The sequence below is a fragment of the Pelagerythrobacter marinus genome (assembly GCF_009827515.1).
GTDB lineage: Bacteria > Pseudomonadota > Alphaproteobacteria > Sphingomonadales > Sphingomonadaceae > Pelagerythrobacter > Pelagerythrobacter marinus.
Window position 1 is genome coordinate 572,985 of record NZ_WTYO01000001.1, and the last position, 18,037, is coordinate 591,021.

Annotated in this window: 29 protein-coding genes and 1 tRNA gene; 3 read left to right on the forward strand and 27 right to left on the reverse strand. The window is 65.3% G+C overall.

The genetic code is table 11. From position 1 onward, the window contains the following. The first annotated feature begins 54 nt into the window (after positions 1-54). Positions 55-504, forward strand: a complete 450-nt coding sequence (locus GRI72_RS02670) for a TlpA family protein disulfide reductase (protein ID WP_337191118.1) — start codon at positions 55-57, stop codon at positions 502-504. Here GRI72_RS02670 and GRI72_RS02675 read toward each other — a convergent pair. Further along, positions 501-1,136 (reverse strand): FMN-binding negative transcriptional regulator, encoded by a 636-nt coding sequence (locus GRI72_RS02675; RefSeq protein ID WP_160732366.1) that lies wholly within the window; start codon positions 1,134-1,136, stop codon positions 501-503. The two genes, GRI72_RS02670 and GRI72_RS02675, sit on opposite strands and share 4 nt — an antisense overlap. After that, complete coding sequence (locus GRI72_RS02680) at positions 1,133-3,316, reverse strand: S9 family peptidase (RefSeq protein ID WP_160732367.1); 2,184 nt, start codon at positions 3,314-3,316, stop codon at positions 1,133-1,135. The genes GRI72_RS02675 and GRI72_RS02680 overlap by 4 nt, the downstream gene beginning before the upstream one ends. A gap of 316 nt (positions 3,317-3,632) precedes the next feature. Between GRI72_RS02680 and GRI72_RS02685 the strand changes: the two genes are divergently transcribed. Further along, a complete protein-coding gene (locus GRI72_RS02685) occupies positions 3,633-5,786 on the forward strand; it encodes a TonB-dependent receptor domain-containing protein (RefSeq protein WP_160732368.1) in 2,154 nt (717 codons plus the stop codon). Here the strand turns inward: GRI72_RS02685 and GRI72_RS02690 are convergent, their stop codons facing one another. Both GRI72_RS02690 and GRI72_RS02695 read right to left on the reverse strand, forming a co-directional pair. Next, a complete protein-coding gene (locus GRI72_RS02690; protein WP_160732369.1) occupies positions 5,787-6,797 on the reverse strand; it encodes a histone deacetylase family protein in 1,011 nt (336 codons plus the stop codon). After that, the gene (locus GRI72_RS02695) at positions 6,794-7,768 is read right to left on the reverse strand and encodes an alpha/beta hydrolase fold domain-containing protein (RefSeq protein WP_337191119.1); all 975 of its coding nucleotides are present in this window, start codon (positions 7,766-7,768) and stop codon (positions 6,794-6,796) included. Before GRI72_RS02695 ends, GRI72_RS02690 begins: the two co-directional genes overlap by 4 nt. Positions 7,769-7,944: 176 nt before the next feature. Between GRI72_RS02695 and GRI72_RS02700 the strand changes: the two genes are divergently transcribed. Further along, entirely contained in the window at positions 7,945-8,730 is a 786-nt protein-coding gene (locus GRI72_RS02700) for an AraC family transcriptional regulator (RefSeq protein WP_160732370.1), read from the forward strand. On the opposite strand, the gene GRI72_RS02705 is transcribed toward GRI72_RS02700, so the two are convergent. The 23 genes from GRI72_RS02705 to GRI72_RS02805 all read right to left on the reverse strand — a co-directional run bounded on the left by GRI72_RS02705 (position 8,718) and on the right by GRI72_RS02805 (position 17,861). Next, positions 8,718-9,182 (reverse strand): DUF2141 domain-containing protein, encoded by a 465-nt coding sequence (locus GRI72_RS02705; protein WP_237486696.1) that lies wholly within the window; start codon positions 9,180-9,182, stop codon positions 8,718-8,720. The two genes, GRI72_RS02700 and GRI72_RS02705, sit on opposite strands and share 13 nt — an antisense overlap. Positions 9,183-9,227: 45 nt before the next feature. Continuing rightward, positions 9,228-9,303: transfer RNA gene (locus GRI72_RS02710), tRNA-Val, on the reverse strand. A gap of 27 nt (positions 9,304-9,330) precedes the next feature. Next, complete coding sequence (locus GRI72_RS02715; protein WP_160732372.1) at positions 9,331-10,548, reverse strand: site-specific integrase; 1,218 nt, start codon at positions 10,546-10,548, stop codon at positions 9,331-9,333. Between the two features lie 136 nt (positions 10,549-10,684). Then, positions 10,685-10,927, reverse strand: a complete 243-nt coding sequence (locus GRI72_RS02720) for a hypothetical protein (RefSeq protein WP_160732373.1) — start codon at positions 10,925-10,927, stop codon at positions 10,685-10,687. Further along, positions 10,920-11,228, reverse strand: coding sequence for a hypothetical protein (locus GRI72_RS02725; RefSeq protein WP_160732374.1), 309 nt, complete (start codon positions 11,226-11,228; stop codon positions 10,920-10,922). Before GRI72_RS02725 ends, GRI72_RS02720 begins: the two co-directional genes overlap by 8 nt. Positions 11,229-11,343: 115 nt before the next feature. After that, positions 11,344-11,706 carry a hypothetical protein gene (locus GRI72_RS02730; protein ID WP_160732375.1) on the reverse strand — a complete coding sequence of 121 codons (363 nt, stop codon included), beginning with the start codon at positions 11,704-11,706 and terminating at the stop codon, positions 11,344-11,346. Positions 11,707-11,746: 40 nt separating this feature from the next. After that, on the reverse strand, positions 11,747-12,064 hold the full coding sequence (locus GRI72_RS02735) for a hypothetical protein (RefSeq protein WP_160732376.1): 318 nt from the start codon (positions 12,062-12,064) through the stop codon (positions 11,747-11,749). Next, on the reverse strand, positions 12,057-12,434 hold the full coding sequence (locus GRI72_RS02740; RefSeq protein ID WP_160732377.1) for a DUF968 domain-containing protein: 378 nt from the start codon (positions 12,432-12,434) through the stop codon (positions 12,057-12,059). The genes GRI72_RS02735 and GRI72_RS02740 overlap by 8 nt, the downstream gene beginning before the upstream one ends. Before the next feature lie 156 nt (positions 12,435-12,590). Further along, positions 12,591-12,776 carry a hypothetical protein gene (locus GRI72_RS02745; RefSeq protein WP_160732378.1) on the reverse strand — a complete coding sequence of 62 codons (186 nt, stop codon included), beginning with the start codon at positions 12,774-12,776 and terminating at the stop codon, positions 12,591-12,593. Next, positions 12,773-13,048 (reverse strand): hypothetical protein, encoded by a 276-nt coding sequence (locus GRI72_RS02750; RefSeq protein WP_160732379.1) that lies wholly within the window; start codon positions 13,046-13,048, stop codon positions 12,773-12,775. The genes GRI72_RS02745 and GRI72_RS02750 overlap by 4 nt, the downstream gene beginning before the upstream one ends. A 254-nt stretch (positions 13,049-13,302) precedes the next feature. Further along, entirely contained in the window at positions 13,303-13,569 is a 267-nt protein-coding gene (locus GRI72_RS14535) for a hypothetical protein (RefSeq protein WP_202388882.1), read from the reverse strand. Position 13,570: 1 nt separating this feature from the next. Then, the gene (locus GRI72_RS02755) at positions 13,571-14,206 is read right to left on the reverse strand and encodes a lambda exonuclease family protein (protein WP_160732380.1); all 636 of its coding nucleotides are present in this window, start codon (positions 14,204-14,206) and stop codon (positions 13,571-13,573) included. Beyond that, positions 14,203-14,826: an ERF family protein gene (locus tag GRI72_RS02760; RefSeq protein WP_160732381.1), complete on the reverse strand. Its 624-nt coding sequence runs from the start codon at positions 14,824-14,826 to the stop codon at positions 14,203-14,205. The genes GRI72_RS02755 and GRI72_RS02760 overlap by 4 nt, the downstream gene beginning before the upstream one ends. After that, entirely contained in the window at positions 14,816-15,172 is a 357-nt protein-coding gene (locus tag GRI72_RS02765) for a hypothetical protein (protein WP_160732382.1), read from the reverse strand. Before GRI72_RS02765 ends, GRI72_RS02760 begins: the two co-directional genes overlap by 11 nt. Before the next feature lies 1 nt (position 15,173). Continuing rightward, on the reverse strand, positions 15,174-15,422 hold the full coding sequence (locus GRI72_RS02770) for a hypothetical protein (protein ID WP_160732383.1): 249 nt from the start codon (positions 15,420-15,422) through the stop codon (positions 15,174-15,176). Between the two features lie 126 nt (positions 15,423-15,548). Then, positions 15,549-15,848 (reverse strand): hypothetical protein, encoded by a 300-nt coding sequence (locus GRI72_RS02775; RefSeq protein ID WP_160732384.1) that lies wholly within the window; start codon positions 15,846-15,848, stop codon positions 15,549-15,551. Further along, on the reverse strand, positions 15,838-16,200 hold the full coding sequence (locus GRI72_RS02780; RefSeq protein ID WP_160732385.1) for a hypothetical protein: 363 nt from the start codon (positions 16,198-16,200) through the stop codon (positions 15,838-15,840). The genes GRI72_RS02775 and GRI72_RS02780 overlap by 11 nt, the downstream gene beginning before the upstream one ends. Next, entirely contained in the window at positions 16,193-16,426 is a 234-nt protein-coding gene (locus GRI72_RS02785) for a hypothetical protein (protein ID WP_160732386.1), read from the reverse strand. Before GRI72_RS02785 ends, GRI72_RS02780 begins: the two co-directional genes overlap by 8 nt. After that, positions 16,426-16,755, reverse strand: coding sequence for a hypothetical protein (locus tag GRI72_RS02790; RefSeq protein WP_160732387.1), 330 nt, complete (start codon positions 16,753-16,755; stop codon positions 16,426-16,428). Before GRI72_RS02790 ends, GRI72_RS02785 begins: the two co-directional genes overlap by 1 nt. Continuing rightward, the gene (locus tag GRI72_RS14820; protein ID WP_272916360.1) at positions 16,752-16,877 is read right to left on the reverse strand and encodes a hypothetical protein; all 126 of its coding nucleotides are present in this window, start codon (positions 16,875-16,877) and stop codon (positions 16,752-16,754) included. The genes GRI72_RS02790 and GRI72_RS14820 overlap by 4 nt, the downstream gene beginning before the upstream one ends. Next, positions 16,874-17,329 (reverse strand): hypothetical protein, encoded by a 456-nt coding sequence (locus GRI72_RS02795; RefSeq protein WP_160732388.1) that lies wholly within the window; start codon positions 17,327-17,329, stop codon positions 16,874-16,876. Before GRI72_RS02795 ends, GRI72_RS14820 begins: the two co-directional genes overlap by 4 nt. Continuing rightward, entirely contained in the window at positions 17,326-17,628 is a 303-nt protein-coding gene (locus tag GRI72_RS02800; protein WP_160732389.1) for a hypothetical protein, read from the reverse strand. Before GRI72_RS02800 ends, GRI72_RS02795 begins: the two co-directional genes overlap by 4 nt. After that, positions 17,625-17,861 (reverse strand): DUF7303 family protein, encoded by a 237-nt coding sequence (locus GRI72_RS02805; protein ID WP_160732390.1) that lies wholly within the window; start codon positions 17,859-17,861, stop codon positions 17,625-17,627. Before GRI72_RS02805 ends, GRI72_RS02800 begins: the two co-directional genes overlap by 4 nt. Positions 17,862-18,037: the final 176 nt, after the last annotated feature.

An 18,037-nucleotide genomic window follows, 5' to 3' on the forward strand; every position in this document is an offset into this window, starting at 1 on the left:
CAAGCGCCGGAGACCGCGCAAGGCGAGGGCGCATTGTCCGCAGAGAAGGGGGACTTGGGCGAAACCTTCGACCGCGGGCGCGCGGGCGACCTGATGCCCGCGATCGAGGTGACCGCCCCCGATGGCAAGCGCCTGAACCTCGGCGCGACCCAGGGCACGCCGGTCCTGCTCAACCTCTGGGCCACCTGGTGCGCGCCCTGCGTCAAGGAAATGCCCCAGCTCGACGCTCTCGCCGCCGAATATGGCGACAGCCTGCGGGTCGTGACGGTCAGCCAGGACATGGGCGGGGCGGACAAGGTGGCGCCGTTCTTCGAACGCATGGCCTTCGACCACCTCGAACCGTGGATGGAGCCGGACCTCGAACTGGGCTTCGCGCTGGAAAGCCAGAGCCTGCCGACCACCGTGCTCTACGATGCCAGCGGCCGCGAAGTCTGGCGCGTCGTGGGAGAGCACGACTGGTCCGGCGCCGACGTGCGCGAAGCGATCGCCGAGGTCGTCGGCTAGCGTTCTTCGCCGGTGCCGCCTTCGACCGGTGGCCCGAGCCGTTCGGCGTTGAGCCGTTCCATCCATCGGGCGAGCGCGCGATCGGGCGTTCCGGCGATGATCGAGCGCAAGGTGGGCAGGTCTTCGTCCTGCCCCAGCTTGAACCGGCCGCGGACCCGCGTGACCTGCGCACGAAACCCCACGACCCGCCCGATCATCGCCCGGTAGCGGGGGCCGAGGTTCTCCACGCTCCATCCACCGGGGCCCTCCATGGCGCGAAGCAGGCGATCGACCGCCTGCGCGGTATCGGCGGGCGTGATCGTGACCCGCGCATCGATCTGCAGGCGGGCATAGTTCCACGTGGGGGCCCAGTCCGGCCGGATGGCGAGATCGGTCGGGATATAGCCCTGCGGGCCGGTGAACAGCAGGCTCGCCCGCGGATCGGCTGCCAGCGCCCCTTCCACCGGGTTTCCGCGCGCGAAGTGGCCGACGAGAGCGGCCAGACGGCCGGTGGCATCGTATTCGCCGATCAGCGGCAGCGTGGTCGCCGCGCTGCCCTGTCCGGCGACCACCCAGGCCAACGGGTATTCCTCGATCAGGGCGCGGACGTCGGCCGGGGCGAAGCGCTCGTAGAGGTGCGCGGCGCCCGTCATCGGGCAGGGTCCCGGCCCAGGCAGCACGCGGCGAAGGCCCAGAACAGCGCCATCTCCGAAAAGTGGCTGCGGATGTCGCCGCTGCCCTGGTGGCCGGCGTGCATGTCGGTCAGAAGCAGCGACGGCTCGGATGAGGTGGACAAGTGCCTGACCTGCGCCACCAGCTTGGCCGGTTCCCAATATGCCACGCGATCGTCTTTCAAGCCCGCGGTACACAGCAGCGGGGGATAGGCCGCGCGGCGCACGTTCTCGTAAGGCGAGATCGAGGCGATGTAGTCGTATGCCGCCGGATCGGCGAGGGGATCGCCCCAGTCGGGGCGGAACAGCGGCACCAGCGGATGATCCGCATCGCTCATCGTGTTGAGCATGTCGACGAAAGGCACCTTGGCGATCACGCCGCCCCACAGGTCCGGCGCCATGTTCATGCTCGCCCCGACCAGAAGCCCCCCGGCGGAGAGGCCGTGAGCCACGATCCGGCCCGGCGAGCAATAGCCCTCGCGCGCCAGGTGCTGCGCGCAGGCGATGAAGTCGGTGAAACTGTTGCGCTTGTGAAAGCGGCGGCCGCCGAGGAACCAGCGCCGGCCGAGTTCCCCCCCGCCGCGCACGTGGGCGATCGCATAGCGCCAGCCGCGGTCGACCAGCACGGTGGCCGGCACCGAGAACTCCGGATCGCTGGAGACGCCGTAGGCCCCGTAGCCGTAGAGGAGGAGCGGCGCGCTGCCGTCGCGCGGGGTGCCCTTGCGTGACAGGATGGTGACCGGCACGCGCTCGCCGTCCGGCGCCGGAGCGAACACGCGCTCCACTTCGTAATCGTCGGGGTCGAACCCGGCCACGGCCTCGCGGCGAACTTCCTCGCGGGTTCCCCGCTCGAGATCGATCCGTATCCAGCGCCGCGGCGAGCGGGGCGATTGATGGACGATCATGGCCTGGGGCGCATTGTAATCCTGGCCCGCCGGCAGGGCGAGGGCATAGGCCGGATCGTCGAATGCCAGCGATCGTTCGCTGCCGTCGGGGCGCAGCATGGCGACCGTGTGCAGCCCATCCACGCGTTCGAGCCGCACGAGCGCGGAGCGGAACGGGACCATGGCGACGATCGGCTGTCCCGGGCGATGGGGCACCAGGGTTTCGCGCGCTTCGAAAGTCTCTGGGTCGAGCCGTTCGATCTTGCGGTCGAAGGCGCCGCCGCGGTCGGTCAGGGCGACGAGGCTGCCGTCCCACTCGTCGATCTCGTAGCGCAGGCCCGCGCTGCGCGGCACGACCACTCGCGGCGGGGAGGTTTCGGCCGCTGCGGGGATCAGGCGGACTTCGGCCACTTCGGGGCCCGATAGCGTCAGCGCGATATAGCCGTTCGCCGCCGTCCGGCGCAGGCTCATGAAGATCGCCGGATCGTGCTCTTCGTAGACGAGGTGCGTTTCGCCGTCCTCGACCGATGTGCGGTAGAGCCGCGTCGGCCGGTTGTGCCGGTCGCGCCAGATCCAGAAGAGCCACTGCGAGGAGGGGGAAAAGGCAAGCGCGCCGTATCCATAGGCGTCGCCTTCCACCAGAACGCGGGTCGTGCCGTGCCGGGTATCGCGCACGACGATGCGGTGCCGGTCGTTTCCGATCACGTCTTCGGCCCAGGCGAAATGGCGATGGTCGGGGCTCGGCTGGTGATCGGTGCTGCGGTAATAGGCCTGGCCCCTGGCGCGCTCCGCCTCGTCCAGCAGGGTCTCGGGAGGTCGGCCCTCGCGCCGCCTGACGTGAACCGGGTGCAGCGCCCCGGGCGGGACGGGGGCCGAGTATTCCCACCCGTCGCGGGGCAGGGGCGGGGGGCTGACCCCGCCGCCAGCGCGCGCCAGCATCCGGTCCAGCAACTCGTCCTGCAGCGGGCGGAGCGGGGCCAGCATGGCCCGGGCATAGTCGTTTTCCGCCTTCAGCAGGCCGGCCACCGGCGGGGGAAGCGTGTCGGGCGAGCGGACGCCGGCCTCCGGCACATACTTCATCCATGCATAGGGATCGGTGCGGCGGCGCCCGAGCTGTTCGATCACCTGGGGGACGCGTGGGGGGCTGGGTGCAGCGACGTCCGGCCAGCGCCGGGCCGGGGGCGCGCCGCGGGCAAGCGCGGGCGCGGCCAGAGCCAGGCTGCCCAGCGCGGTCCCCGCCAGGAAGCCGCGCCGGCTCGGTCGCGGAAATTGGTCCATGCGCTGTCTCCTCTGCCCGTCTCGATCGGGCAAGAGCATATGCTAGCCACGCCGCCCGACCGTGCAGAACGGGTCGCCGAGCACAGCGAACGGGCCAAAACGCGAAACCCTGGCCGGCGCGTGTGACAGGCGCATGACCCGAGAGGCCCGATCCGTCCGATAACTGGCCCGGCCCGTGCCGCCGGCCCCCGGTGAGGTGATAGCCTCCCGTCCCGACGCGAAAAAGCACTCAGGGAGCATTACCATGGCCTTTTCTTCGGTCGGAACCGCCGCCGCATGCGGAATCTCGTTGCTGGCTCTCGGCGCCGCGACGACAGTGCACGCACAGTCCGCGGACCCGTCGCAGCCCGCCGCTTCGCCGGCCTCCGCGCGGCCCGAGATCATCGTGACCGCGACCAAGCGCGACGAATCCCTGCGCGAGATCGCGGGGTCGGTTTCGGCCGTGACCGCGGAGGAATTCGACGACCTCAACGCGCAGGACCTGTCGGATTACATCACCCGAGTGCCCGGCGTGGTCTTCAACAATTATCAGCCGGGCGTATCCGAAGTCGTCATCCGCGGCGTTGCCTCCACCACTTACCACGAGGCGAACCAGGCGACGACCGGCTATTACCTGAACGAAGTCCCGCTGATCGAACCCGGCTTTCCGCTGGTCATCCCCGATGTCGATACCTTCGATCTCGAGCGGGTGGAGGTCCTGCGCGGGCCGCAGGGCACGCTGTTCGGATCGTCTTCGTTGGGCGGGGCCGTCAACTACGTCGCGCGCCAGGCCGACCCCACCGGGCTGGAGGCCGGGTTCGAGGGCATCCTGTCGAGCACGCGCCGGGCGGGCGAGGCCAGTTACGGCGTCAAGGGAATGGTGAACGTTCCGATCGTGCGCGACCGGCTCGCAGTCCGGCTCGTGGCGCTGGAGCGGTACGACGCCGGCTATCTCGACAATGTCGGCACCGGCATCGACGGGAGCAACGACCTGCGGGTGCGCGGGCTGCGCGGCTCGCTCGTCTGGACTCCCGCCGAAGGGACGACGCTGTCCGCGCTGAGCATGTACCAGGAATACGATCTCAGCGACCAGACTTACGTCGTGTTCAACGACGATCCCGAAACGTTCGAACGCAATACCAACGTGCCCGAATACCAGAAGACCGAGTTCCAGCTTCACAGCCTGCGGCTGGAGCAGGAGCTGGGCTTCGCCACGCTGAGCGCGCTGGGCAGCTACGTGCGCAAGGAGAGCGACCTGGCATTCGACGATTCGATCTTCGTCGGCATCGATCCGCGCACCGGCACGCCGCAGCTGTCGGGTTCGGCGGGCACGTCGGAGACGACTTATGCCGAGCTGCGCCTCGCGTCCGCGGGCGGCGGCCCGCTGGAATGGCTCGTGGGGGCCAACTACACCCGCCTCGATGCCGAGGGGACCGGCTATGCCCATATCGAGGGGATCGGCGACTATATCGACGCCAATCCGGGCGAGTTCGACGGGCGCCCCGCCAGCGAGATCGCACCGGGCGATTTCGTCCAGCGAACAGTGGACAGCAACGAGGTCAAGGAAATCGCCCTCTTCGGCGAGGCGTCCTATACCTTTGCCGATGTCTTCAAGCTGACGGCCGGCGGGCGCCTGTTCGAATATCGTTCCAGCCCGCGCCTGCAGTTCCTCCCCAACGCGGAACTGATCCCCCCGTTCGACTACCAGCCGGGCGAGAAGAAGGAATCGGGCTTCATTCCCAAGTTCTCGCTCACCTACACGCCGAACGACACGATCATGGTCTACGCGCTCTATTCGGAAGGCTTCCGGATCGGGGGCACCAACGTCTATGCCGTGGCCTCGGGCGCGCCGCTCAACTTCGACAGCGACAGCACGGCGAACTACGAGCTGGGCCTGCGGATCACCGGCGCGCAGGAGCGCGTGACGATCGACCTCACCGCCTATCACATGGACTGGAACAACATCCAGGTGCGGTTGTTCACCCCGGTCGATTTCGATGCCTATACGACCAATGGCGGCGGGGCCGATATCGACGGGATCGAGGCCGCGATCAGCGTGCGCCCGGTGGACTTCCTGAACCTGTCGACCAGCATCAGTTACAACGATGCGCGCCTGTCGCAGCTCCTGCCCGACAGCTTCGCGCCTGGCGGCGGCTATGCCGAGGGAACCCGGCTGCCCGGCGCTTCCGAGTGGACGATCGCCAACCAGGTGGCATTCGACTTCGCCGACGCGCCGATGCGCCCGCGGATCGCCTTCGCCCACCGCTACCTGTCGGAAGCCCCGGTCGCCTTCGGCGATACGCTGGAGAAGGGCGACTACCATATCATCGACGTCAACGCGTCGGCCGAGGTCACGCCAGGGCTGGAACTGGGCGTCTTCGTCAAGAACCTGACCGACACCTACGGCATCCTCAACGCACCGTTCGGCTTCGCCGGCTCGGTCACCCGGCCGCGGACGATCGGCGCGAGCCTGCGCTTCAGCTTCGACTGATCAGGCGGAAAAGCCGGAGAGGAAGGCGGATACGTTGAGGCCCAGGTCGCCGATCGCGTATCCGCCTTCCATCACGATCAACACGGGAACGGCCGCGCCGGCGATCCTCTGCGCCATGGCGCGAAAATCGTCGCGGTCGAGATCGAAGGCGCAGATCGGGTCGCTGGCATGGGTGTCGGCGCCGAACGAGACGACCAGGAGGTCGGGCCGGTGCCGCGCGATCGCCTCCATCGCGCCGTCGAGCACGGCGAGGTAGGTTTCCCCGGCCGTCCCGCGCGGCAACGGGAGGTTGAGCGTGGCGCCGTCGCCGTCGCCGGTTCCCGTTTCGTCGGCATGGCCCCAGTAGAACGGGTAATCGGTCGCCGGGTCGGCGTGGATCGAACAGAAGAACGTCTCGCCATCGTCCAGGAAGATGTCCTGCGTGCCGTTGCCGTGGTGATAGTCCACGTCGAGGATCGCGACCCTCTCGTACCCCAATGGGCGTGCCGCCCGGGCCGCGATGGCGGCGTTGTTGAGATAGCAGTAGCCGCCCATGTAGTCGCGCCCGGCGTGGTGGCCGGGCGGCCGGCACAGGGCGAACGCCTGCCGATCGCCCCCGGCCACGGCATCGAGCGCGGAAAGCGCGGTCTGCGCGGACCAGTAGGCGCCTTCCCACGTCCCGGCCGCCACCGGGGTTCCGGCATCGTAGCTGAAGGCGCCCAGCTGCGCGTCGATCCGGTCGAGCGGAAGCGGCCGGCGCCCGACGACCGGGAAGGTATATCCGATCGCGTCGCCCGCTCGCCCCGCGGCAAGCCACCGGGCGTGCGCGGATTGCAGAAACCCGACGTAAGCCCGCTCGTGCACCGCGAGAACCGGCGCGAGCCCGTGATCGGACACGGCGGCCGGGCTGCCCAGCCGGTCGAGAATGGAGCGGGTGCGCGAGGGCTTTTCCGAATAGGGCATCCACTCGCCGTTATGCAGTTCGCGCGCGGGGGCGTGGGCGTCCTGACGCTGGTCGAAGAAGACCCTCATGGCCGGTCGTCGCGGTCGGCCGCGACGCGTGCGATCCAGGCGGCCTGGTCGTCGAGCGCGCGCGAGGCGAGGGGGGAGATCGACATGGCCTCCAGGAAGCTGTGCGTCGCCCCGGCATATGTCGCGGCTGCGGTCGGGACGCCGGCCGCGGCGAGCTTGCGCGCCATGGCGTGGTTGCAGCCGGCGAGGATGTCGCATTCCGCGATGGCCAGGAAAGCCGGCGGCAGATCGTGCAACTCGGCATGAAGCGGGGCCACGAGCGGATTCGCGAGGTCTTCGGGGCGATCCACGTAGTTGCTCCAGAACTGGTCCATCTCCGGCACCTCGAGCGAGAACGGCGGGCCGTCGAAGGCATCGTAGCTCTCGGTCGGCTCTGCGGCAAAGGCGCCGTAGTTGAGCACCATGCCCGCCAGCCGCGCACGGTGCCGGTCGCGGCGCAGCAGGCACGCGGAAACGGCCAGGTTGGCCCCGGCCGAATCCCCGCCCACGAGAATGCGGTCCGGGTCGATCCCGAGACTCTCCGCTTTCTCCTCCATCCAGTCGAGGGCGCCGGCGATTTCCTCCAGCGCCACGGGGAACTTGCTCTCGGGCGAGAGACTGTAATCGATGCCGATAACCACGATCCCGGCGCGTGCCGCGTATTCGCGCATCAGCCGGTCGTGCGTATCGACGCTGAACAGGGTCCAGCCGCCGCCGTGAATGTAGAGCATGGCCGGCGCCGGCCGGTCGCTCGTCGGGCGGTGCAGCCGAAGCCGCAGGCCGTGCCACGACATGTCACGGGTTTCGGCCATTTCCGGACCGCCCCGACGCCATCGCTCGCGCACCCGTTCGGCCACGGCGCGCCGCGCGACATGGTCCATCGCGGTGCCCGTCGCATGCTCGGCATAGGCAGCGTTCACGATTTCCACGAAGCGCCGGATGTCCGGATCGATCGGGTCGTCGGCGATGCGCGAATCGGGATGGCTGCTCACGTGCCTGGCGTCCTCTTTGTGGCTTATCAGGGCCTTGATAGCGGCTGACGCTGCGAACGAGACGACGATTTCGGGCCAACTTGCCGCCGAGACAGGCCATCCGTCGCGCTTGCTTGCACAGGGCGGCGCATCTGGCCATCATGAGCGGATCGGGCGAGATTTGACGGGAACGGGCCATGAAGAAGAGCGAAGACGTCCTCTCCCTGGGCCGGCCGGTGGTCGCCCTGCGCGACGAGTATCCGGCCGGCTTCGTCGATGCCATGCACAGCCACGACTATATCCAGATCCTCTATGCCTCCTCCGGCGTCATGGCGGTGCGGACCCGGGACGTGAGCTTTGTCGTTCCGCCGCAACGCGCGGTCTGGCTCCCGGCCGGGGTCGAGCACGAGGTGGCCTGTCGCGGCCCCGTCTCGCTGCGCACCCTCTATCTCGAGCCTACCCCCGAACAGGCCGGCGCGCAGTGTCGCGTGTTCGAGGTCTCGGACCTCCTGCGCGCGCTGATCCTCGAAGTCGTGGCCTTTCCCGCGTTTTACGACCCCGACGGGCGTGAAGGCGCGATCATCTCCCTGCTGCTGGGCGAGATCGCGCGAATGCCCAATGCCCCCTACCAGGTCATCATGCCGACCGACCATCGCCTGCTGCGCGTATGCAACGCGATCCTCGCCAATCCGTCCGATCCGCGCGACCTGGACGACTGGGCGAAGGTCGCCGGCATGGGCCGCCGCACGCTGACCCGCAGTTTCAAGCAGGAGACGGGAATGGGCCTGGCGGTCTGGCGCCAGCAGGTGCGCCTGATGGAGGCGCTTTCGCTTCTCGCCGCCGGCGCTTCGATCACGCAAGTCGCGTTCGAGGTCGGGTACGACAGCACCAGCGGGTTTGCATCGATGTTCAGGCGAGCCTTCGGCACCGCCCCCAGCCAGTATCTCGATGCCGCGCGCCGGGGCGATGGTCACAGCAGGTAGCGGATGCGCACCTGCTGGCGGTTGGGGCCGGGCGTCATTTCGAAGCGGGCTTCATCGAACCGCGGGGGGCCGAAGCGGATCGGCGGATTGCCGGAGAAGCCGAAGCCTTCGCGCGGGATCGCGGCGAACTTGTCCAGCTTGCCGTTGCCGTTCTCGTCGTGGACGATCGAGAGCGCCCACGTTCCCCGCGGGAGGCCCTGGAAGCGCAGAACGGCCTTCGCGGCGGGCACGCTCAGCCGCACGGCATCGGCGTCGCCGGCGCAATCGGGGAAATGCGCCTCGCTGCGCGTCAGGCAGGCGTGGATCATGCCCTTGCGGTTGCGCAGTTGTTCCAGCTCGATGCTCAGTTCGGCCGGCACCGTCCCGGCCGCCGGGGCCGGACGGGTGCCGGCAGGGGCTCCACCCGCGGGAATGCTGCCCGTGACGAGACCGGCGACGAGCGCGATCTTCAATCCCCGCCTGGCGGCAAGTGGCATAAGTTCCCCCCTCCCGGGTCCTGGTGGGCGGTGACGGGCTCGAACCGCCGACCCTCTCGGTGTAAACGAGATGCTCTACCAACTGAGCTAACCGCCCCGGGGATGCCTGAACCTCGCACAAACCCTAGCCTAAACCTGCTTTCGTGACAAGTGAAATCGGCTTGCCGCGAACTGGAATGGTCCGCTTATGGTCCGCACACCAGAGATCGGCATGACGCTCGACCTCTTGAAAGAAAGTGGTCAGCGCCGCAACCGCTTCGGGCGCGTTTCGCGGGTCATAATGCAGGTAATGGGCGCTGGTCGTGCGGGCGATACCCCGGCTCGCGGGGATATGCCCGGTCAGGCCCGATAGCTGAGCGCCCGGCACGCCTGCGCGGTCCAGGTGCGTCGAAATCGTGTGCCTGATGTGATAGGCTTCCACGTTCGGCATATCGAGAACTCGCCGCGCGGTGCGCCACCAGCGTTTGCGGCTGCCAACCCGTTCATGGGGTTCCGCCTTCCATTCCCGCAGGATCGGCCGCAGCGGCTCGATCACCGGGACGATAGCGTTGCGCTTGTCGGTTTCCTCGCGAGCGGGCTGCAAATCGAGTATATCGCCCTCCCACTGAAAAGCGGGATCGAACGCCATCGCCGTTCCGGGGCGACAGGCCGTGGCGACCATTAGGGCAATCTCCCGCCAGATCCCCACGTCCTCGCGAGCATAGCCCCATATCGCGCCTAGCTGCTCGGGTGTCAGCAATTTGGGCGGCGCGCTGTTCCTCAGCCTCTTGTTGACGCTGGGGATCTTAGGGGCCTCAATCCGCCGCTCACCCTCGGCATGGTGAAGGGCGGCGCGCAGGTCTTCGATATTGCGCTGGACGGCGTGCCCGCTGACACCTTGGGAGGTGTGCCGGAAAGTCTTGCCGCCCCACTCGACCTCCCACGAATGCGGGGCCATGCGCCAGCGGCGGAACCGCGCGATTACGCCGGGGGTGATGTCGGCAACTGTCGCCTCGGTTCCCAGCGGGTCTTGCATCAGAAAGCCGATCCAGGCGCGAAAGCTGCTCTTGATCGTATCGACGCGATGGATGTCCGGCCCGCGCTCGCGGACGTAGTGGAACAGGTGCGGCACCAGCTCGGCGTCAGCGGCGTCCTGCCCCCGCTCCAGCGATCGAACGTTCGCCTCGTAAGCGCGCAGGACGGCCTCGGCTTCATCTACAGTCCTTCGCTTAGTGCTGCGATAGACAACGGACCGCGACTTTTCGGAGTAGGTTGCGATTTGCCAGATGTCGGGCGATTTGCCGTCCCGCCGCTTGTCGAGCCAATATTTTCCAATGGTGAACGGGCTATCTTCGCGGGACATAGTTCCTCGGCTTCAATCTCACACAGGAAGCGCAATACCCCATACTCGCCCAGCTTGCACAACTGGTCGTGCGTAAACGTCGCCCCGGTGCCGTTCCGCATTGCGCGGCGGTATTTCGACACGATGGCCTGGATGCTCACCTATCCTCTCCCGTGTTGTTAAGGAGGTGGGAGCGGACAGAGAGGCCGAGATCGCTGATAAGGCCCACCTTATCCACTAAGCCGTGCTTACGAAGAACGCGGTGCGTGTTGGGCGGCGGAAACGTCATCAACCGCTCCGAACCGGTCCCGTATGGATCGCGCTGCCCCGCCTCAGTCGTCAGCCATCGCCGCTGCGCCTTGGTCAGCCCTGCCGCTATCTCTGCGATGGTCTTATCCATTGTGGGCCTCCTGAGTGCGGAGGGCTTCGATAAGCCCGGACAAGTCGAGGGACGCCGCGATATTTGCTAGCGCGGCAATTCCATGAAGCTGGCTGTCGTAAAATTCGCCTATGTTGACTGCGACGCAGGTTTGTCCGCAGCCCACTAAGCCATTGTCGCACCAAAGAGCTGTCTTGCCGTTATGCGTATCGCTGGGCATGGCTACTACCGGCAGGCCGTGTAGGTTGCGCTTCGCGGCGGCAACAGTTTTCGCCAGCCCCTCAAGTGCTTCGATACGTTCTGCTATCTCTGCTTGTGTCATGGTTACTACTCACTGGATTACAGGGGTTTGGCGATGCCTTGCGGCCCGCGCTGTCAGGCTTCGCCCGGAGCCGCATTCGCGTCTCCGCCCTTCGGGTTTCCATCGCTATCGCGGGTCATTCCGGCTCTTCTTCGCCATCGATCTGACGGTCGAGCCAAGCGTTCAGCGCCTGCATGGCCTTGCCTCCGGTTTCGGTCTCGAGCGCGGTTTCCCCCATTTCGCTCGCCGCGATGGCGTAGATGGTGTTCTGCGAGGGAGTCAGTGCTGCCATCAGCGCGCAGGGGGCGGCCACAAAAACGATGCGTCGAGCCCAGGGCCAGATGAAGGACGTGTCTTCGTCCTCAACGTGCAAAATGATTGCTGATATCATCAGGACAGTGCCGCCAACGACCGCAACCACGACCGCAACATTCGTCATAAGGGCGGCGACACTTCCGGCTACGTCCGCCAGATAGAGCATCCAAGAAAGTGAGTTCATTGTTCGTCTCCTTATCCTGCCAGCGCCATCGCTTCCGCGATCACAGCTTGCGTTCCGAACGTGCGTTTGCTTCCTCGCTCGTTCTTTCCATGTGCCGCATTTTCAGGTAGTCGAGATCGACCTTGGCCCTGTTCGCGGCGCTTCTCGCGTTCACCATTTTCTTGATGTAATCCGCCCATTCCGGGGACGACTTCACGATGCGCTCGGCCTTCGCATGGGCCATCTCGCCAAGCTGGGCGATTTGCTGCGCCAGGTATGTCGTCTTGCCTTCCTCAAGCATTCGGGCGGCGGAATCGACTTGGCACCAATCCAGCGCCGCAAGCCGATACTGTTCACTAATGGGCTGGTCGTTACGCATCTTCTTTCTCCGGCAGTATCCCCATCGCCACGCTTTCGGCCTCTAGGCGCACGGCCTCGGCAGCGGTGTCTTTCCCATTGCGCTCGCACCATTTCGCTTCGCAGCCGACCCCATGCACGCCCTCGGGGCCACGGTGGCAATCCGGGCACAGCGGCACGAGAAACCGGTGATCGCGCCGCTTCCAACGCTTGCCGGGGCAGTCGAGCATGATATGGTGCGCTTCGCTCTGGCCGTGGATTCCGCAGCCGTAGCAAGGTTGTTCTTTGACATAAGCCTTGTGCTCGCGCTCGCCGCTGTTGGGCTGCGGATTGTATTTCGGCTTAATGCGCCCGTGCGGCGGCACCTTGGGGAGGGGACCTTGGAAGGTCACTCCGGCCACCTCGCCGGTTCCAGGCCAAGCCGCTCGCGTATCTCGTCGCACCGTGCGCGGATCGCTTCCCGCTCCCGGTCGCGCTTTACAGCATTGCCCAGCTTGCCAATCTCACTGGCGGTAGGGTGGCGGCGGAATAGGTCTAGGAAGCGCATGTTACTGGCCTCCTTTGGGCGCATCGCTTTCAGCGACCGGGCTCTTGCCTTCGGCTGAGCCGCTGCGCGTCTCATCGCTTCGCGCTTCGATCCCTTGCGCGGTGCGCTTGTAGAACTCGTCCCAGCTTTCGCCGTCGCGGGGGTAACGGTTCATCTTCTGCCAGCGCTTGAGGTAGGGGCTGTTCATGCGAAATACTCTGCCATAGCTTCGACATCGTCCGGCGCGCCGCATGCTCGGCAGCACTCGGGCGCAACAGTTTCTTCATCGGCGTGGAAGGCCGCGACCAAAAGATCGCCACAAAAGCCGCACCATATTCCATCATCGTTCACTGCCGCCCAATCGGGGCAATCAAGGTCATAGATGGAGAATGCGCTAGGGATTGAAGCCGGAACGGGCGAGACGGGAACCGGCTCGACTTGCGAAAGCCCGGTGCCCGAAGGGCAAGCGCCATTATCCATGTTTCATCTCCATCCCGAGAGCGGCGGAAGCCCCCTGCCGGATTACAGGTCCGCTTCCGCACTTTCTCTCGCTATTGCCCCGATTCCTCGCGCTCATGATGCGCCCGCTTCCCAACGCGATTTCACCGGGTATCGGTGCATCGAGGCCACTATTCTGAAGCGACGTAGCGAACGTGCGCGGAAGGAGTGGGAGCGGGTATTTCATCGGTAACCACCGGGACGGCTTTCACCGCCCCGGCCCCTCGTTGTGGAACCTAAAATGGGATATCCTCCCCGTCGTCGTATTCGGGCTGCGAACCTGCGCGATCCTGCGCGTCACGACGGTCGCGAGAGCCGGAACGTTCGTCTTTCGGCAGCGGCTCGCGCAGCATGATCTTGAATTGCCCTTCAACGGGGGCGGGGATTGCATCCAGCAGGACCGAGTAGCCCTTGCCGTCCTTGTTGGGGAATGCGACCCCGATGCGGGTGAAGTAGCTCTTGCCGTTGTTTTCGCGGACAGAGAGTGCGTCGAGACGTTCCATATTATGCTGCCTTTCTGTATGCGGCGGACAGTTCCGCCACGGTTTCGTCGATCTCGGCCAGGAAGGCCGACACCGCTTGTTCGATCTCTGCGATCAACTCGTCGTCGCGCTCGACCCGGCGCACATGCAGTCGCATTTCCTCGGGCATCCGCGGGTCGTAGGAAGCGAAGTCGCACCACTCCCGCTCAGCGCAGGCCATCTGCCACTGCATTTGCAGGACATACTTCCGTTCGATGGGCGCGCCGCGAAGGGTGGCAATGTGCGTGGCGGTGTTGGGGCACTTGATTTCAAGCATCCCGTCGAAGCCCACCAGCCCGTCAGGGGAGGCCCCGGACATGGCAATGGTCGGGTGATCGATGAAGCCGATCTCCACGGGCTGGTCGCCAATGTGCTCTGCGTAGGCTGCGCGAGCCTCGGGTTCCATATCCACGCCCCACTGCATAGCGGCGTTCGTGAAGCCTTCGGACTTGGCCCCGGTCAGGCGCTCCGCCACCAGTTGCGCGGCGTAGTTCTCGCGCGAGGCGGCGGGCTTGCCGGATTTCAGCGTGGCCATAACGTCCACGATCCGGCTTGCGGTTGCCTTGCCCAGGCGGGCGGCAAACCAATCCTCAGAGCGCTGGTCGATATGCTCGCTCATGCCGGTTCCTTCGCCTTGTCGTTCGTGTCCGCCTTGGCCATTTCGGCCAGCTTCTTTTCGAGCCGGTTCACGGCTTCATCGAAGCGCGAGGCGGGCAGGTCGGGAATGTCTTTGCAGCGCATCACCCGGCAAAAGTTCACCGCGTCGATCCCGGTCGCCTGCAAGAGGCTTTGGACCCTCACCACCTGCTCGTCGGTAATGCGCGGTTCGTCGCGCTTCACCGTGCGAGCCGCCGCGTTGCCATCGTCGTCCTCGACCGGGACGCCGAACGCCGTTACAAGGGCGTAGCGCCGTGCATAGGTGAGAGCGGAGCCGAAGCCCTGCGCGTCGTTCTTGTTCGCCGGGACGTAGAGCTTGCCGAGCGATAGCTTGTCGCCGTTCGCGTGGTGCAGGATCGTCTCGATTGTTACGCCGCGCTCGGAAGGCTCCGGGTGCTGCGTAAAGAACAGGCCGTGCTTGATAAGGGCCGGCTTGATCGCCTCGATGACGGCGGTGATGTCCGCATACTTGCTCTTGAAGTGCGGGTTATTGGCCGACTTCATGGCCGCGTCGATTTCCCCGAACGCGAGCGCCATCGCGCCAGCAAGGGTCGCAGCCTCTACCTTGGACTCAGCGCCCATGTTCATTCTCCTTTATTGATTCCCATGTGGAGAGGGCGACGCGGGCTAGACGCTCACACCGCCCCCGGATGGTGTATCCGCCGTGTTCGAGTAGGCATTCCCTCAGCGCCTCAGCCATTTTCTCGGCTGCCTCTGCCTGTGCTGTGGTGGATGCGAGGCGGTGGCGAGTACGTGAAAGCGCGGCGAGCGATACTTCCGCCAACCGAGAGATTTCTTCTAGCGCTTCGTCGGCATCCAGATCGCCGCATTGCCGTTCTAGGAACCTGTCTTTGATGGCGTGAAGGTTCGCCTCGACAGCGGCCACCGCAGCCTCACGATCCGCCTGCGTTACCTGTTCTTGTGCCATGTTAGTTGTCCTCTTGTGCAGCGAGCATGGCGTCAGCCCAAGCGTAGGCTCGGCGGGCAGCTGCTTTTGCGTGGTCCTTGCCGGACAAGACCCAGGCGTTGCCGTAGTCGGCAGCGAAGCAGGCGGGCATTACCTGTCCCGCGAAGTAATCGCGCAGGGTCATGCCGGGGTAGGTTACCTTGGCCAGTTGATTGCCAATGTTTTCAGCGCGGGTGGCAGGGAAGGCGGGAAAGTTGTTCTCACTCGCCATGACGGTTCCCCTGACTGGTGGTGGAGCGCTCCCGCATGGGGGCTTCCCCCACCGGCGGCCGGCGAAATGAAAGCAGCGGGGACATGAACTGACCGTTCCCCGGCTTGTGATCGCGGGTGTAAGTGTTCACAGGTATTCCTCCTCTTTCGGCCATTCCGCCTGGAGTTCTTGCCAACGTGCCTCGCCCATTTCCTCGCGGGCCTGATCAGCAATGTCTTGAAGGCGGCCCATCGTGGGTAGGGTGCTTACTTCCATGCGCTCGAAATGACGGACGTTCGTGTTGCTGGTGCCATCAGGGGCATTCAGGACGCCGGGGCGGTCCTCTACGGCCTTGCCAATCCGGTAGTGCAGGTCCGATAGGGACATGCGGGATATGTCGTCCTGACGGGCGCACAGCCGTTCGTAGTGGGAGCGGTTACTCGCCATCGGTAGGCTCCCCGGCCTTGCCGAGTTCGAAGCCACGGCGGAGGGCGTCTCGGGTCGCCTTCATGGCGCCGACATCATCCACATCGCCATTGCGAACGCTCTGTGCGAACTGCTTCGCGCTGAAACTGTCATCTTGCTCAAATGCGCGAGCACAAATCTCCCGCGCCTCGAGCAGCAGTGGATCAACCGGCGGCTCTTCGTGCTCCATGATGTATCGGGCGAAGGCCTTTCCTATGCTGTAGGAAAGCAGCGCACCCTCCTCGAGGAAGCACTCGGGCTTGTAGGTAGAGCCGTCCTCATTGACGATCTGACACACTCGTTCAGCCGCCCACTGTTCTATTTCATTAGCCATGGTTCTTCTCCCGTTCGGAGAGCAAGGCGTCGGCAAAGCGATATGCCGCGCTCGCAGCCTTTTCGGGGTGCATGGGCGAGCCAACTTGAACGATGCTCATCCCATGCTGGTGGGGTATTTTGGCAGTAACTGTCAGCGCCTGCCCCGCGAACCAATCGCGCAGGGTCATGCCTTCTTGCAGGTGCTTATCGTGAACGCAGGGGAATGCGGGCGGATTGTCGCTCATCACACGTAACCTTTCGATTGGCAGAGGTCGTTCGGATGGACGCGCGACGGATTGAACTCCGCTGCCACCCGGTATTCGGGCAACTCGGCTTCCGTGTTGTCCGCCTCCACCTCCAGGTCGTCGTTCCAGATGACCTGGGCTGCACGAACAGCGGCAAGGTTGGCGTGGAGCGCGTGGATCGACCATTCGCCGCCAGAGCGCGTCAGAGCAGCAAGGAGATTGCCGACCTCGCCGTGCAGGCGCATAACGTCCGCGATAAGCTCTTCTGCTGCTGCATCTGCTAGGCGGTGTTCGGGGGTGGTGGGTTTGATGGGGGATTGAGCGGTCATTGTTCGCGCTCCCCTTTGGGCGCATCGGCGTTGCCGACCGCGCTCTCGTGAACCGAGCCGGTTTCCGTCTCGGCCCGGTCGAGCTTGCTCGAAGCGCCCTGATCTTGTTCGTCCCTCCTCACTTCATCTCTCCCAGATGGGAGTCGAAGGCGGCATCGATGATTTCTTGATGTTCGGCAGCGCTGGCCATGCGCACGCGGTCGCCATACTCCACCAGCAGTTTGCGCAGAGTGTCGCGCTCCCTCAGAAGCTCTACCGTCTTATCGCTCGGGAGGGAGAGGGCGCGTTTGGCCGCAACCCAACCCTCGCGATTGTGCCGGGTGCAGTAGGACTTGTCGCCCATCCCACACCAACCGAGATTTCCGCAATCGCCCCACTCGTCGAGCGGCTCCACCTCTGCCTCACTCGGGCTATGTGTTGCGCGGAGGGCGGAGAGAATGCGGTCGCCGTTGGTTTCCATGAAGCCAGCAACAGCTTTGTCGTGCGTCCAATCACAGTGCTGCTTCTGGGCGCGAAGAAGCGCCTCCAATTCCGCCAACAGCTCCCGCGCTGCTTTGTTGCTGGAGCGGGTCATGCTTCACCCCGTGCCTTGGCGATTGCGGCAGCAAGGTCGTCCATTGCTTCTCGGACCTTGGATGGCTCGCTATGCATGATGCCGACCGTAAGGATCACCCCCCACTTCTCAGCGGCATCCAGCAACTCCGGCGCGGCTGCGGCTTTCAGCGCGTCCGCCTCGGATGCGCAGTCGCTGGAGAATAGGCGAAACGTGCGCCCCCCAATCGGGGCGGACATGATGTGAAAGCCATCGCCGCTGAACTTCGGTTTTACCGACCACGGCGTATGCCCTGCGCGTTCTTCGTTGGGAGTGGTCATGCCACCCTCCACACGCGGAGAACGCCTTCATCGCGAAGGAGGCGGCCGGTGAATTTCATGCCGTGGCGCCGGCCATAATCCCAGGCGGCGCTGCGGACAGTCATATCGTCTTCGCCGTCATTGACCGGGACAGCAAAGCTGTCCCCCACCTCCATATCCGCGAAGGGATAGCGGCGCATCGCCCGATGCGAGGCGGGCATCTCGATGCCCTTTTCGATCTTGAAGTCTGCCATGCTTCACCTCTCTATCGTGATGCCGAGCATCACCTGTTGAGAGGTGGTTTATATGCGCATACGCATACAGTCAAGTGCTAAATATGCGCGAGCGCATTTTTGCAGCCAGCTACTGGCGCGTGTTGTCCCGAATGTCCTTGAGTATCTGGGTAATGGCGCTGAGCTGCTTGCTCAGG